Origin of the sequence: Marinobacter sp. 1-4A, from assembly GCF_016597725.1 — a bacterium.
In the GTDB taxonomy this organism is placed as follows: Bacteria; Pseudomonadota; Gammaproteobacteria; order Pseudomonadales; family Oleiphilaceae; genus Marinobacter.
Genome location: NZ_VCGY01000002.1, coordinates 64,137 through 78,477, shown reverse-complemented (window position 1 = coordinate 78,477; position 14,341 = coordinate 64,137). Strand labels below are relative to the sequence as shown.

Below are 14,341 nucleotides of genomic sequence, written 5' to 3'. Positions count from 1 at the left end.
TTTTAACGCTTGCCCGGCCTGTGGGTTCCCGGCACGTGATTTTCGTGATCGTCCCCATGGTCGTTGTGTTCTGGATTCGGAGTGTTTAGTTCGGAGCTAAGCCCCCCCATAATGCCGCAGTCTTGAACCGTGCCCGCGTCTGAGCAGGCTTTTTGCAGTTGTTGTAGCGTTTTTTCGAGGTTTAAGAGTTCATTTAAGCGGTTCCGGACATGGTTCAGGTGGTTGTCGAGAAGGGCACTCACTTGATGACAGTCTGCTTCGGGATTTTCGGAAAGCCGAATGAGTTCGCGTATCTCGTCCTGAGCCATATCAAGGCTTCGGCAGCGCTTAATGAACAAAAGGCGCTCCAGATGATCGTTGCGATAAGCGCGGTAGCCGCTGGCGTCCCGATCTGGTTTTGGCAGCAAGCCGATTTTTTCGTAGTACCGGATGGTTTCTACGGCCACGGACGAATGCTTGGAGATCTCACCGATTTTCATTGCATTTGCGCATCCTGTTTATTATTGATCTTGCCGGTGTTGCGATTGGGCTGTATTGGTTATGGTAGGGGATAACCCTATCAGTTGTGAACTTTCACAGGGAGGCTTACCTTGCTGGAGCGCCTGCAACGCTTGCTTGGACTGCAGACAATACCGGGAGTGTTTTTTACATCCGCAGGGGTGGCAGCGCTGTTTGTCGCGCTTGCTATACCTTTTGATCAGGCGGTTGCGACTGTTTTCGGAGTACTCACCGGCTGGGTTGCGCAAAATCTTGGCTGGTTCTATATCCTCTCTGTTACCTCACTCTTGCTGTTTCTGTTAGGGCTGGCCGTTAGCCGCTATGGCAGCATCCGCTTAGGTGCAGATGATTCCCGGCCGGACTACTCCAATCTCACCTGGTTCACCATGTTGTTTGCGGCGGGTATTGGCACTATTTTGATGTTCTGGGGCGTCGCCGAGCCGGTTTCCCATTTTGCCAATCCACCGTTTGAGGGCGTTATTGCCGGTAGCGAGCGCGCAGCCAGCGATGCCATGACAATCGCCCTGTATCACTTTGGCCTACACACCTGGACCATATTCGCCATGCCCGGCTTGGCGATTGCTTACTTCGCCTACCGGCACAACCTGCCCATGCGCATCAGCAGTCTGTTTTATCCGTTGCTTGGTGATCGCATATACGGGCCATTGGGCTGGACGGTGGATGTCATTGCGGTGCTGGGAACCCTGTTCGGTGTAGCGACCTCTCTGGGATTGGGTACTTTGCAGCTGAACAGTGGTCTTACTTATCTGTTTGGAATCCCTTCTACGGGATGGGTTCAGGTGCTGCTGATAACAGTGATCACCAGTATTGCGGCTACCTCGGTGGCGTTGGGATTGGACAAGGGTGTGCGCCGTTTATCCCAAATCAACATTGTGCTGGCGCTGCTGCTTATCCTATTTGTGCTAGTGGTAGGGCCTACGGTGTTCATAGCTGAGGGAATGGTTCAGAGCATTGGTGACTATTTCGACGCTTTGCCCTGGCTGGCGTTCTGGACTCAAACCTATGCTGAATCGGACTGGCAGCGGCAGTGGACTTTGTTTTACTGGGCCTGGACGATTACCTGGGCGCCTTATGTGGGTATTTTTATTGCTCGGATCTCTAGGGGCCGCACTATCCGTGAGTTTGTTGCTGGTGTGTTGTTTGCGCCAACGGTGTTCACTCTGGTGTGGTTTGGCGTGTTTGGGCTCTCCGCCATCAATGTTGAAATGAATGGGCAGGTGGCCTTGTATGAGCTGGTACAGCAGGACCCGTCGGTGGCCATTTTTGCCTTTCTCGAGGCCTTTCCGTTGGCGGAAGTTGCCTCGTTACTCAGTATCATCATTATTGTTATTTTCTTCACAACCTCATCAGATTCCGCATCTCTGGTGATTGATATGCTCACGCGCCGGGAAGATCAGCCATCGTTGGTGCGCCAACGAATTTTTTGGGCAGCGGCTCAGGGAATCATTGCCGCAACTCTGCTGCTGGCTGGCGGGTTGGATGCGCTGCAGAACGTAATCACCTCTTTGGGGCTGCCGTTCTGTGTGTTGCTTATTTTTATGGCGGCGTCGCTGTTCCGGGCTTTGAGGGCCGACCATCGTGGGTATTCCGTGAGCGAACTTGTGCAGGGGCGTGTTTTCCCGGAAGTGGAAGGCACCCCTGTGCGGAAAGAGGAGGGTCAGAATGTACCGTAAAATACTGTTAGCCATAGATTACGAAGACGATGGCGAGGGCAAGCGGGCGCTGGAAGAAGGCGTTAGGTTGATGGGTGAGGGTAGCGAACTGCACTTGGCCACTGTGTTTAATCCGGGTGGGGCTGGCTTCTTTCCCCATGTGACTACAGATGCCCCTGAAGACCGAGAAAACGAGGTAAGGGAAAGCCTCAGCCTGTTGGCTCGCAAGTACCTACCCATGAAACACAGTGCCAGTCTGCACGTAGTGGCAGGCACACCGGGTGAAAAGCTGTTGGCATTGGCCGCGAATATTGGGGCAGACTTGCTTGTGCTGGTATCCAAGGGCGCCAGTAGCCGCTGGCCAATGCGCCGGGCTACGGTTGAGTATGTGGCAGTTAACGCCTGCTGCGCAGTGCTTATCTTGCCTTCCTTGGTCAAAGCGCCGGAAGAGACTGAAGGCGAGGCTTAGGCTGGCTCAGGGTCACCGAACCCGAAGGCCGCGCTTGAACCAGACCAAAGTGCTCAATGCGCAACCCTCCGTTGGCGCCGACAGCGCTCGCTGCAGTAGCGAACACTCTCCCAGTCTTTCGCCCACTTTTTGCGCCAGATGAAAGGGCGCTGGCAAATTGGGCAGATCTTCTCTGGTAGGTGCGGTTTTTTGTGCATTGGCCCAAGATGGCTTTAACTGATGGATAACGTTTGTCTATACGCCCCTGAAACGCCAAAGGATTGTTTATGGATCGCTTGAGTGAATCTCTGGCAGCGCCGTCTGTGATGATATTTGACTGGCATGGAACCTTGGTGGATACCCACGATGCCATGTTCAGCGCCATGGAGGACATGCTGCCGCAACTTGAAGAGTTGGGATTGGTCGACCAACTGCTTCCGGAAGAAGAATGTCGCACGGAAGACGATGCGAGGCTGGTTCGCTACATCCGCATTTTCCGGCGCTTGCACCCACGCATTTTGGCGGAGCGGAGGGTATCAAGAACCGATATATTCAATGCGATTTTTGGTGGGAATACCGCCGCTAAATTGACTGCTCATCAGGCCTACAACCAAGCGTACCGTCGATATTTCGGGCAGGTACGGCCGTTTCAGCCCGGTGCCTATGAATACCTTTCAGCGTTAAAAGCCATGGGCATCCGTTTGGCTGTGGCCACTAATAGAAATCGGGAGTTTTTCGATACGGAATTGGAAACCGTCGATGAGGGGCGTTGGCAACATTTGTTCGAAGCAACTGTGTGCGCTGATGATGTGACGGAATACAAGCCGGACCCTCAGGTAATCCACCGGGTTCTGGACGAACTCAGTCTCCCGCCCAACGCGAGGGCTTGGTACATCGGCGATAGCTATGTCGATATGTTGACTGCCAATCGTGCCGGGGTGTCTGGTATTTTCTATAACGGTGCTCAGTGGGAAGCTGATCGGATACGCAGTTGGTTTACCCGGCGTGATGAACCACTGGCTGTGGTGGATAGTTTTGAAGAGTTGATGGATTTACTTGCGCTGATAGAGCGTGCAGATCCCGAGAACTTCCTGAACTCCCCGGCAGATGTTCGTCCTGCTGCTTTTCCTCCGCCTGCTCGCCCGGAACCTCGCATAGAGCCAGATTGGCACCCCGCCGTAGTAAAGCTGATTCGGCCAGAGGTCATATTGTTCGATTGGCACGCAACGCTTGTGGATACCCTAGACGCCATGTATCACGCGGTGGACGACATGTTCCCGGATTTTCACAAGCTCGGGCTAATGCAGCGGATGGTCGCGCCAGAAGATAGCAAAACACCGCAAGACGCAAAACTGGTGGCCTATGTTCGTGAATTTGCCAAGCTTCACCCAAAGGTAAAGGCTGATCGGAAAATCTCACGTACGGATATCTTTGAAGTGCTTTTCGGCGATGATCAAGACGCAAAACAAATAGCCCACAAAGCGTTCAATCACCATTACCGAAATCACTACGGCACGGTAAAAGCCTTTGAAGCCAAGGTTCGCGCAGTGCTGGAGGGGCTGCGGCGCCTGAACATTCAGGTGGGTGTCATCACCAACCGTGACCGTGAGTTTTTCGAACACGAACTGGCTGCGGTTGAAGATACCGGTTGGGTGGAGCTCTTTGATGTAGATGTTTGCGGTGATGACACACCCTTACGCAAACCGCACCCAGACCAACTCTTGCTGGCAGTGCAGAAGCTCGACTATCCGCCCGACCCCAGTGTTTGGTACGTGGGTGACAGCACCACCGATGTGATTGCAGCTAAACGTGCGGGCATGACCTCCGTTTTCTTCAACGGCGCCCAGTGGGATTTACCTTGGCTGAACCAAATCTTTCCCGGCACCCACAAGCATCCGGACAAGCCCGATGTGGTGGTCAATGATTTTTCAGAATTTTGGGCGCTGGTGCTGGCGTGCGAAATCGGGCCGCCTTAAATGCCCATAGCTTCTTCAATATCAAGACCCAATACGATGACCCCGTTAGGCGCTTTGTCATCGCCAGAAAAGAGGGGGGCACTGACAGAAATCTGGAATCGGGTTGTAGATTGATCGTATCGAACGGGAGAAACAAAGAGAAAATTTCGATCTCGCGGCTCTGTCGTTAATTCGCTGCCAGCGACCTCCAGAAACTTAGGTTCGTCTCCCTGCCAATAATCAGAAGTGAGCTGGCTCATTGCAGCAATGGTGCCCATGCTGTTGACTAGCATCACCTCTGTAACCAGGCCTTGATAAGATCGTTGCCAGTTTTCGAGTGTTTGCGAAGCGGGTAGGTTCCGAATATGCGATGCCAGAGGCAGTTCGGCCTTTGGGGCCAACGCTTGCCATTTGCTATCGATTGACAGCACTTCCGCTAGAGTACTGGGTTTCGGGCCCGATTTTAGAGCTTGCTGTAGGTTTAGTAGCCCACGCAGTTCGGCTAGCAGTCGCCTTGTTAACACCTCAATATGCGTTAACTCTCGCTCGGACAGCTGCAGGTTTTTCCCCATGCAGGTCGGAAGTGCCTCATTGAACGCAGATAGAAAGCTCGGATAGGTCACCTGAAATACATTACCAAGGTACAGGTGTAGTGGCGCATAGCGAAGAAAGTGGGAGTGTAGGCTGTCTATGGCGGGTGTTCCGGAGTCGGTGTTCAGGTCCTGCATTACCCGCTCATCCATGAGTGCCGCATTGATTCTTCCTCGTTCGAGTAGTGCTAGCAACTGCTTGGGTGAAGTAACGCTCAAATAAATGTTGTAACCGTTTGCTTTCAGCCAGGCTTCTTCGTTACTGCCATCAACAACGCCTATCCGGTCTTTGCTCGGTTTGGGTAACGCATCCAGAGTAAAGAAGTACCACTTCTCCAGCGCGACCGGGTAGCTCTGGCGGGCTATGGCATCCAGCTCCGCAGATGGATCTGCTGCAAAATAGCCATCTGCCATGTTCCGCTTAAGTGAATAAATGGCGCGTTTTTGGGGCACCATAGTTATATTTGTGGTCCAGCCGGCTGCTTTTGCAGCGCAGGTTACAGTGTTTACGGTTTCGCCGCGTATGTCCGTACCCTCTCGGCTTATCTGATAGGGCGGCGCCTCAAACGTAACAAGATTCAGAGAGGGCTGCTGTGCGAAGCAAACCTGAAATGTTAGCAATGCGATGGCACCAAGTGCTAGTGGCCGGTATCCCATAATGACCGTACATTCCATTTGTCAGGGGAGAGTGGAGTTTATAGGACACTAGCAGTTGCAAAGGGATTTTTCCTTATATGACCTCAAGATTAGTTAGCAGATTCTCCGCCCTTCTTAACAGGGCTTCGCGTTTTTCCGGTTTCTGCTTGTCCCAGTTCCGGTACATCATCCCCATACGTGGGTTGCGTTCGAAATCAGCTCGGTGGCGGTCAATGAAGTGCCAGTACAGGGAGTTGAATGGGCAGGCGTCGGGCTCGGTGCTTTTGCTAACCTTGTAGTGGCAGTTGGAACAGTGGTCAGACATACGTTGAATGTATTTGCCGCTGGCGGCGTAAGGCTTTGACCCCAGATAGCCGCCGTCAGCGTGCATCACCATGCCTAGCACATTGGGCAGCTCAACCCAGTCATAGGCATCGGCGTAAACGGCCAAGTACCAGTCACAAATTTCCTCCGGTGCTACGCCTGCCAATAGTGCGAAGTTGCCGGTAACCATCAGCCTCTGAATGTGATGGGCGTAGGCATTACGCCGGGTAGCGTCGATGGCCTTGTGCAGGCAGCGCATGTTGGTTTCGCCCGTCCAGTAGAACCAGGGCAGTGCGCGGGTGTTACCAAGGCGGTTTTCCTTTGCGTACCCCGGCATGTGCAGCCAATAAATGCCTCTTACGAACTCGCGCCAACCAATAATTTGGCGGATAAAACCTTCAACCGCATTAATAGGCGCCTGCCCGGCATACCAAGCGCTCGCTGCAGCTTCGCATACCGCGAGAGGGTCGAGCAGGCCGCAGTTAATATAGGGTGACAGAATGGAATGGAACAGCCAGTCTTCGTTGTCAGACATGGCGTCTTGATAGTCGCCGAAGCAGGGCAGAGCAAACTCGATGAAGTAGTTCAGGGCCTCTTGCGCATCCCCCGAGGTGACTGCAAAGTGAAAATCGTCGGTAACGCCGAAGTGATCGGTGAAGTGCTGCTCTACCAGATCGATTACCTCGCGGGTTATGGCATCCGGCTCTATTCGGAATGGCGCGGGAGCGGGCGGTTTGCCGCTCCATTTGCGCCGATTATCGGCGTCGAAGTTCCAGTTGCCGCCCTCTGGCTTGCCGTCTGGTGTCATCAGTAGCCCGGTTTTACGCCGCATTTCCCGGTAAAAGAACTCCATGCGCAACTGCTTGCGGCCCTCGGCCCAATTAGCAAACTCGCGCTTGCTGGCAATAAAGCGGGTGTCAGTGCGGATTTCTACCGGCACACCCAAGCGTTTCTGCAATTGGCAGATCTGGTTGTGTAATCGCCATTCACCGCATTCGGTTGTGATGATGTTGCTTGGACGCAGATCACCAAGCAGGGAAGACACAACGCCTTCTAGGCTTTGATGTTTGTTGTCCGGATGATACTGCTGATAGTGAACTTGCCATCCGTCCTGTTTCAGCTTTTGAGCAAAGTGGCGCATGGCGCTGAACAGCAGCACCAGCTTTTTCTTGTGATGGTTGGTATAGCTGGCTTCCTCATGAACTTCTGCCATTACAACTGTGTCGCGTTTTGGGTCGGCCCCTTCAAGGGCGCTGATGTCGGTTGTCAGCTGATCACCAAGAATCAGAATCAGGTTGGCCATGTGAGGGTGCGCTCCGGTTGCTGGCGGGTTTTTGTTTTTTTTCACTGAGGAACACTTGGGCGCTTAACCCATAGTAGGTAGCGAGAATACGCACTAGGCACAAGGGTAGTTCAGGCGAGAGGCTGATAAAATCCAGATATTAGTCAAGATGACTCGCATCAAGATGCGTTTAGCCGGCTTCGCCTATAATGCGTTGCTCCCGCGCTGACCCCATACATCATACGCTCAGAGTTTTTTATTATGGCTTCCGACACCGCACCACAAGCTGCTGAATCTACACTCCCGGAGTTCATCTGGGATGATGCGCTGATCAAACGCTACGACCTCAGTGGGCCACGCTATACTTCTTATCCCACGGCCGTGGAGTTTAACCAGAACTATCCGGTTGAGCAGATGGTGGAAGCTGCCGCCCGCAGCAAAGCCAGCAACCGGCCTCTTTCCCTATATACCCACCTGCCGTTTTGCGCGCACCTTTGTTACTACTGCGCCTGCAATAAGGTGATCACCAAGAAGCGCGACAAGGCGATGCCTTATGTAGAGCGCGTTCTGAAAGAAGCGGCTATGCAGTCGAAGTTGTTTGGCTCGGATCGCCCGGTAAAGCAGCTGCATTGGGGCGGCGGTACACCAACCTTCCTGCCGAAAGATGTTATGCGGGAGTTGATGGATGGGTACGCTGAGTTGTTCAATCTTCAAAGTGATGGAGAGCATGATTACAGCGTAGAAATTGATCCCAGAGAAGTGGATCAAGACACTCTGCCAACTCTATGGGAGCTTGGTTTTAACCGTATCAGTCTGGGAGTTCAGGATGTAAATCCCGAGGTTCAAAAGGCTGTTAACCGGATACAGCCCAGAGAAATGACCGAAGCGGTTCTGAAGGAAGCCCGGAACCTTGGGTTTGGTTCCATTAACCTCGATCTGATCTACGGCCTACCCCACCAGACGCCGGAAAGTTTTGCGGATACTCTCGAAGCTGTACTGGAAATGTCGCCGGATAGGTTGTCAGTATTCAGTTACGCGCATCTGCCGGAACGTTTTTATCCGCAAACCCGCATCAAGGATGATACGTTGCCATCGCCGCAACAAAAACTGACCATTCTGCATAACACTATCAAACGCTTGCTTGATGCGGGTTATGAGTACATCGGCATGGACCACTTTGCCAAGCCGGATGACAGCTTGGCGGTTGCGCAACGTGCAGGGCGCTTGCACCGGAACTTCCAAGGCTATACCACCCACTCGGATTGTGATCTGGTTTCTCTGGGTGTTTCGGCTATCGGCCAGACTGACGATGCTTACTTCCAGAACAACCATGATCTGCCCGCGTGGGAAGCCTCTATTGATGCTGGCCAATTAGCGATTACCAAAGGTGTGAACCTGACTCGAGACGACCGAATTCGCCGTTGGGTTATTGGTCAGCTTATTTGCCAGTTCCGTCTGGATCGTCAACAATTCTCTGCCCAGTGGCAGGAGGATTTCGATAACTACTTTGCAGACGAGTTGGCGCGTCTAAAGCCGATGATGGCAGATGAGTTGATTGGCGATAATGGTCAGGTGCTGCAAGTAGAGCCTGCCGGCCGACTGCTGATTCGCGCGATATGCCAGATTTTCGATTTCTACCGTAAAGAGGGCGCTAGCCAGCGGTTTTCGCGCATTATCTGAGTTGGTCCGGGGCCGCTAGGCGCCCCGGACTGCTTTCGCTTGTTACTCTGGGTTAGGCCGCTGTAACTTTGAATTCGTTAGCCAGATCTTGCAGTTGCCGGGCGAGTCGCGCCTGCTCTCCTGTAACGTGGGATATCTCCTGAGAGCCGGTAAGTGTCAGTATGGCTACCTCACTGACTGATTCCATGTTCCCGGCCAATTCTCGGGTAACCGCAACCTGTTGCTCGGATGCGGCCGCTATCTGGGTCGCCATGCCAGAGATGTTGTTCACGTCTCCGAGAATGGCCGCAAAGGTTTGTTCCAGCTCCGCGGATTGCTCGCTGGTTTCATTGGCAAGCTTGTGGCTGGCTGTAATAGAACGGCTGGCGCTGTCGGTGATTACCTTGAAGCTATTAACAATGTCTTCAATTTGCGTGGTGGAGTCGTGCGTCTGGCGGGCCAAAGTTCGAACTTCGTCAGCCACGACCGCAAACCCGCGGCCGTACTCTCCAGCTCGAGCGGCCTCAATGGCGGCGTTCAAGGCCAGTAAGTTGGTCTGGTCAGCTACCTTGCGGATAACATCCACCACTTCCACAATGCTGCTGCTGCGCTTCTCCAACTCTTCGATTACTTCATTTACGTCTCCCACCGAACTGGCTAGAGAGCGTATGCGGCTTATGCTGTTGCGCAATACGTCTTCTCCGGTTCGGCTTCTCTCTGTAACCATATTGGCGGCGTCTGCCACCTGCTGGGTGTTTTGGGAAATCTGCTCAGACGTAGCGGACATTTCCTCGGTAGCTGCAGCAACTTGTTCTATCTGGGTTTGCTGGTTTTTGGTTTGAGCCGCGTTTTGACTGGCTGTGGAGCTGGTTTCTTCGGTGGCTGTCGCTAGTGTCCCGTCTGGCTAATTCCTTAATCTACTGAGCTTCTGAGAAGCCGAAGAGCTAGGCGTGCTGGTGAAGGTTTGGTGGTTCCAAATCGAGACAGCAGAACGACGCTTTTCGGCTTCTCAGAAGCTCCCGAAGGGCTTGCCTCTGAGGACTCTGAGCCGGTGTTGTCAGTCCTTGATGTGGAACCACCACATCTGCAGACTGACGCCTTGGTCAGAGTCCTCAGAGGCAAGCAGTAGATTAAGGAATTAGCCAGACGGGACACTAGTTGAATGCTGGCATTGTCGATGTGCTTGAGGGCACTTCCAAACTTGATAAAGAGCTCGTTGATAGCCCGACCGATGTTGCCGATTTCGTCTTTGCTGGAAACCTGCATTTGCTGCCTCAGGTCCTTGTTATCCATAGCAAACCGCACGCCGTCTAACAGGTTGTTGATCTGCCTGTTTATCGCATTAACCATAAGCAGCATCAGAGCAAAAACTGCAATGATGGCTGCAGCCGCAATTCCAGATGCCACCAACAGATCGTGCCGGGCGCTGGCAACACCATCGGCGGCAGCGGTTGATGTGCGGTCGAGCAAGATGCTGCGCAAGTCGTTAAGGTTGCTTAACTGCTTGGTTGTAATATCAAACCACTCAGCTGAATTCAGTGCGTACATGCCTGAAGGGCTGCTGAAAAGAGTGTCACGTTTCGCTTGCAGGTCGCGGTTTTCTTCGGTGGTGGCAAGGTTTTCCAAGGCTGTAAGCTGTGCGGGGTCTGATACCAACATAGCGCTGGCTTCACGAATGAACGCTTCTTGGTGGCCTTCAAAGGCTGCAATTTTTTGAATCGACGGAAGGTCAAAATCGCCGCTGCTAATGAGAGCGGCTCCCGTTGCACGTTCTTTGCCCGCCGCTTCAGCCGCCTCTGCCAGAGCATAGTAGGCATTAATGTCGCGGGTAAGCTCTGGATCAGTTGAGCGCGAGATAATAAGAGGAATCCGGTTAAGTAATCCGGCGATGGGCTGCGTATAGCGGCCTCCAGCTTCAAGCCCACTCAGAGAGCCCCGGTCGACGCTGCTGCGGAGCTGGTCAATAGTGGCGAGCTTCTGATCGACAGAGTCAATACTGGCGGTTACTTCAGGGCCGAAGCTGGCTTCCTGTTGAAGGGCAGTAAGGTTTGATCGGTAGTCAGACAACCGATTATTGGTTTGCAGGCGCTGGCTGGCTAGTGCCTGCTTTGCTTGCTGTGCCGCTTCCCGATTCGACCCTCCTGAGAGCACAACTGCCGAGCGGCCACGTTCTTTCTGCAATGTCTCGATCAGCGGATCGCCGATATTGGCCAACTGAACCAATAAGCGTAGCTGTTTCATGTCGTTCAGTTGCCCTGCGTTCAAGGCTATGCTCTCAACGGCAAAGTAGATGATCACCAGCAAGGCGGGCATCACAAGCGTGATGAGCTTTCCTCGCATGGAGAGGTTGTTGATGATGTTGTTCATCGGGATCCCTCATGTTCGTGAATGGCCTCCATTGTGGATAAGTGTCGTTGCCAAAACCATTCACAGCACGAGGTACGTTTGGTGGTAGGTATACGCTGGTAACTTATTGTTATGCAATGTTAAACCCATGGGTTTTAACGAAAAAAACTGGCTATACGTAATGGTGCGTGGAGTAACCCTAAATGGGTATTGGCGTGGGGCATGGCGGGTATTGGTGGTTCCGCTGACAAAGGTCAATGCCCCAGTAGATGGCCCGGCGTATGGTCTGTGCAACGTTGACCGGGAGAAAGCCCATGGAACTTGTTTGCCCGGCCGGTAGCTTGCCGGCACTAAAAACCGCGGTAGATAACGGCGCCGATGCCGTCTACTTGGGGTTTAAAGACAGCACCAATGCCCGCCAGTTCGCTGGCCTTAATTTTAATGACAAGCGAGCAGGCGAGGGCATTGAGTACGCCCACAGTAAAGGTGCCAGAGTATTTTGTGCCATCAACACCTACCCACAGCCGGATGGCTGGGAAACTTGGAAAGGGGCCGTTGACCGGGCGGCGGCACTGGGAGTGGATGCAATTATCCTCGCGGATATGGGGCTGTTGGACTATGCAGCCAACAAGCACCCGCAAGTCCATCGGCATCTTTCAGTGCAGGGGTCGGCCACAAGTTACGAAGCCCTGCGCTTCTATAAGGACAATTTTGATATCCGCCGTGCCGTGTTGCCGAGGGTGTTATCTATAGATCAGGTGCGTGGTGTTGCAAAACACAGCCCGGTCGAGTTGGAGGTATTTGCCTTTGGCAGCCTGTGTATCATGGCAGAGGGGCGTTGTTATTTGTCTTCCTATCTCACCGATGAGTCACCCAATACCCGCGGTGCCTGCTCGCCAGCCAAGGCTGTACGTTGGCATGAAACTCCGAACGGTTTGGAGTCCCGTCTTAACGATGTATTGATCGACCGATATGGCAAAGGCGAATCTGCCGGCTACCCCACTTTGTGCAAAGGCCGTTTCGAAGTTGAGGGCAGTGTGTACCACGCCATTGAAGAGCCGGTGAGTCTGAACACTCTGGATTTGTTACCGGAATTGAAAGAGCTCGGCATCAGCGCTGTAAAAATTGAAGGCCGCCAACGCAGCCCGTCTTATATCGCTGATGTTGCGCGCACTTGGCGCCAAGCTCTTGACCGGCTAAATGCAGGCACCGGGGATTTTTGTGTGGACCCTGCTTGGAACAGCACGCTGGCGGGCTTGTCGGAAGGTGGCTTGACCACCATCGGCGCCTATCATCGCAAATGGAAATAACGCGGAGTAACTCCATGATGAAGCTCTCTTTGGGCCCGATTCTTTGGTTCTGGTCTAAACAAACCGTGTTTGATTTCTACGCCAACGCCGCCGAATGGCCGGTTGATACGGTGTACTTGGGGGAAACCGTCTGCTCCCGCCGCCGTGAATTGAAGCTTGCAGATTGGTTCGAGATCGCCAGCGTACTCAAGGAGTCCGGCAAACAGGTCGTGCTATCAACGCAAACGCTGATCGAGTCTGAAGCTGACCTGCGGGCGTTACGTAGAATCTGCAGCCAGCAGGACTATCTGGTTGAAGCCAACGACCAAAGTGCGCTGCGATTGGCAACCCAGAACAAACTGCCATTCGTGACCGGCCCTTCGATGAATCTCTACAACACCGCGACATTGAAGCTGCTAGCAAAACAGGGTTTGAAAGGTTGGAGCTTGCCCGTAGAGCTGGGCCGAGAAACCTTACAGCAGTTAATTGTGGAGCTAAAAAACGAAGGTCTGGATTTGCCTGCGGAAGTGTTCGCTTGGGGCTTTCTGCCCTTGGCTTGGTCGTCCCGTTGTTTTACAGCTCGGCACTATAATCTGCCTAAAGACAACTGTGAATTCCGCTGTTTGCAACACCCAGATGGGATGGAGCTGCGTTCACGGGAATCGCAAGAGCTGTTTCGGTTGAATGGTATTTCAACCTTGTCTGGCTCCCGCTACGACCTGATGCGCGAAATACCGGATATGGAAAAAATGGGCGTAGCAACCGTGCGCCTAAGCCCCGAGCATCAGGGCATGGCTGAAGTGGTTCGCCGCTATGATCAGGTGCGTCGTGGGGAGGCTCCGGCAGCAGACCCATTGCAGTTGGTGGAGGCACCGCCCTGTAACGGTTACTGGTATGGCAAACCGGGCATGGATCTTGTGGATGGTCAGGCTTAGGGCTGGCCAAATAGCCGCCTCCCCCAATCCTCAACTTGCTGCGATTCCAGACGTTTTTTTGCGAGCAGTTTCAGGTTGGGGGAGAGCTCATTGATACTGGCCATCAGCCCAAGCGCGTTCAGGTCCAAAGTGTTTTCGTATAACAAGTGCAGCACTCGGCTAAGCGGCCAGTCTTCATGGGGACGTTCCATGAGCTGCAATATGTCGTCCTTTCTAATCAGTCCGGGCTGCAGCACCCGGTAATACCACCCTGTTCTCAGCGTGTTTTGCAGACGTTGAGACATATTGGGAATGCCAAAGCGCAAGTTCAGGCGCCAGCAAGGCTGGCGAGGCTGGGAGATTTGAACAACGGCTTCCCCAAGCACGAAAATATCGCCCACACACACGTCGGCTTCGGTAAATCCTGAAGTCACTAGGTTTTCACCAAAGGCTCCCGGCTGACAATACTCAGCGGCGGGTTCGGGCAGCGCTTTACGAAGTCGCGGATAATGCTCTGAGGCAAAGTGGTGCAGGGCTTTTTCTGGCCCTCCATGGTGGTTTTTGTCGCCTTGCTGGTCGTCGCTCAAGCCATTTGAATTTAGATAAGCGGAGTCAACCTGCTGCTTGTAGATGCCCGTAAGGGTCTCAGTATTGCCAAGCATGTTTAGATTGCCAACTCTGAGCTCCCTGATTACAACGCCGTTTGCCATTTGAGTACTCCAAAGCT

At 53.3% G+C, this 14,341-nt stretch carries 13 protein-coding genes; 6 read left to right on the top strand and 7 right to left on the bottom strand.

Going from position 1 to position 14,341, the window contains the following annotated elements; genetic code table 11:
- Positions 1–2: 2 nt before the first annotated feature.
- Entirely contained in the window at positions 3–479 is a 477-nt protein-coding gene (cadR, locus tag FE845_RS04095) for a Cd(II)/Pb(II)-responsive transcriptional regulator (protein WP_200361934.1), read from the bottom strand.
- A 111-nt stretch (positions 480–590) separates the two neighbouring features.
- On the opposite strand from cadR, the gene FE845_RS04090 reads away from it, so the two are divergent.
- Positions 591–2,192: a BCCT family transporter gene (locus FE845_RS04090; protein ID WP_200361933.1), complete on the top strand. Its 1,602-nt coding sequence runs from the start codon at positions 591–593 to the stop codon at positions 2,190–2,192.
- Positions 2,182–2,640 (top strand): universal stress protein, encoded by a 459-nt coding sequence (locus tag FE845_RS04085; RefSeq protein WP_200361932.1) that lies wholly within the window; start codon positions 2,182–2,184, stop codon positions 2,638–2,640. Before FE845_RS04090 ends, FE845_RS04085 begins: the two co-directional genes overlap by 11 nt.
- Before the next feature lie 53 nt (positions 2,641–2,693).
- Here FE845_RS04085 and FE845_RS04080 read toward each other — a convergent pair whose 3' ends face one another.
- Complete coding sequence (locus FE845_RS04080; protein ID WP_200361931.1) at positions 2,694–2,837, bottom strand: DUF2256 domain-containing protein; 144 nt, start codon at positions 2,835–2,837, stop codon at positions 2,694–2,696.
- A 69-nt stretch (positions 2,838–2,906) separates the two neighbouring features.
- On the opposite strand from FE845_RS04080, the gene FE845_RS04075 reads away from it, so the two are divergent.
- Entirely contained in the window at positions 2,907–4,595 is a 1,689-nt protein-coding gene (locus FE845_RS04075) for an HAD family hydrolase (protein ID WP_200361930.1), read from the top strand.
- On the opposite strand, the gene FE845_RS04070 is transcribed toward FE845_RS04075, so the two are convergent.
- Positions 4,592–5,821, bottom strand: coding sequence for a substrate-binding periplasmic protein (locus tag FE845_RS04070; protein ID WP_200361929.1), 1,230 nt, complete (start codon positions 5,819–5,821; stop codon positions 4,592–4,594). The genes FE845_RS04075 and FE845_RS04070 overlap by 4 nt on opposite strands.
- 73 nt (positions 5,822–5,894) lie before the next feature.
- Complete coding sequence (locus FE845_RS04065) at positions 5,895–7,427, bottom strand: cryptochrome/photolyase family protein (RefSeq protein WP_200361928.1); 1,533 nt, start codon at positions 7,425–7,427, stop codon at positions 5,895–5,897.
- Between the two features lie 240 nt (positions 7,428–7,667).
- On the opposite strand from FE845_RS04065, the gene hemN reads away from it, so the two are divergent.
- A complete protein-coding gene (gene hemN, locus FE845_RS04060) occupies positions 7,668–9,086 on the top strand; it encodes an oxygen-independent coproporphyrinogen III oxidase (RefSeq protein ID WP_200361927.1) in 1,419 nt (472 codons plus the stop codon).
- 52 nt (positions 9,087–9,138) lie between these two features.
- Here the strand turns inward: hemN and FE845_RS04055 are convergent, their stop codons facing one another.
- Together FE845_RS04055 and FE845_RS04050 are read right to left on the bottom strand one after the other, a co-directional pair.
- On the bottom strand, positions 9,139–9,852 hold the full coding sequence (locus FE845_RS04055) for a methyl-accepting chemotaxis protein (RefSeq protein ID WP_227714081.1): 714 nt from the start codon (positions 9,850–9,852) through the stop codon (positions 9,139–9,141).
- A gap of 125 nt (positions 9,853–9,977) precedes the next feature.
- Entirely contained in the window at positions 9,978–11,432 is a 1,455-nt protein-coding gene (locus FE845_RS04050) for a nitrate- and nitrite sensing domain-containing protein (protein ID WP_200361926.1), read from the bottom strand.
- A gap of 293 nt (positions 11,433–11,725) precedes the next feature.
- Between FE845_RS04050 and ubiU the strand changes: the two genes are divergently transcribed.
- Together ubiU and FE845_RS04040 are read left to right on the top strand one after the other, a co-directional pair.
- Entirely contained in the window at positions 11,726–12,721 is a 996-nt protein-coding gene (gene ubiU, locus FE845_RS04045) for a ubiquinone anaerobic biosynthesis protein UbiU (protein ID WP_200361925.1), read from the top strand.
- Between the two features lie 14 nt (positions 12,722–12,735).
- Complete coding sequence (locus tag FE845_RS04040; RefSeq protein ID WP_200361924.1) at positions 12,736–13,635, top strand: U32 family peptidase; 900 nt, start codon at positions 12,736–12,738, stop codon at positions 13,633–13,635.
- On the opposite strand, the gene FE845_RS04035 is transcribed toward FE845_RS04040, so the two are convergent.
- Positions 13,632–14,324: an MOSC domain-containing protein gene (locus FE845_RS04035; RefSeq protein ID WP_200361923.1), complete on the bottom strand. Its 693-nt coding sequence runs from the start codon at positions 14,322–14,324 to the stop codon at positions 13,632–13,634. The genes FE845_RS04040 and FE845_RS04035 overlap by 4 nt on opposite strands.
- Positions 14,325–14,341: the final 17 nt, after the last annotated feature.

Bases quoted from the DNA above. Each gene is read 5' to 3' on its own strand.
- cadR (WP_200361934.1), bottom strand. From the start codon at position 479: ATGAAAATCGGTGAGATCTCCAAGCATTCGTCCGTGGCCGTAGAAACC.
- FE845_RS04085 (WP_200361932.1), top strand. From the start codon at position 2,182: ATGTACCGTAAAATACTGTTAGCCATAGATTACGAAGACGATGGCGAG.
- FE845_RS04080 (WP_200361931.1), bottom strand. From the start codon at position 2,837: ATGCACAAAAAACCGCACCTACCAGAGAAGATCTGCCCAATTTGCCAG.
- FE845_RS04075 (WP_200361930.1), top strand. From the start codon at position 2,907: ATGGATCGCTTGAGTGAATCTCTGGCAGCGCCGTCTGTGATGATATTT.
- FE845_RS04070 (WP_200361929.1), bottom strand. From the start codon at position 5,821: ATGGGATACCGGCCACTAGCACTTGGTGCCATCGCATTGCTAACATTT.
- FE845_RS04065 (WP_200361928.1), bottom strand. From the start codon at position 7,427: ATGGCCAACCTGATTCTGATTCTTGGTGATCAGCTGACAACCGACATC.
- hemN (WP_200361927.1), top strand. From the start codon at position 7,668: ATGGCTTCCGACACCGCACCACAAGCTGCTGAATCTACACTCCCGGAG.
- FE845_RS04055 (WP_227714081.1), bottom strand. From the start codon at position 9,852: ATGTCCGCTACGTCTGAGCAGATTTCCCAAAACACCCAGCAGGTGGCA.
- FE845_RS04050 (WP_200361926.1), bottom strand. From the start codon at position 11,432: ATGAACAACATCATCAACAACCTCTCCATGCGAGGAAAGCTCATCACG.
- ubiU (WP_200361925.1), top strand. From the start codon at position 11,726: ATGGAACTTGTTTGCCCGGCCGGTAGCTTGCCGGCACTAAAAACCGCG.
- FE845_RS04040 (WP_200361924.1), top strand. From the start codon at position 12,736: ATGATGAAGCTCTCTTTGGGCCCGATTCTTTGGTTCTGGTCTAAACAA.
- FE845_RS04035 (WP_200361923.1), bottom strand. From the start codon at position 14,324: ATGGCAAACGGCGTTGTAATCAGGGAGCTCAGAGTTGGCAATCTAAAC.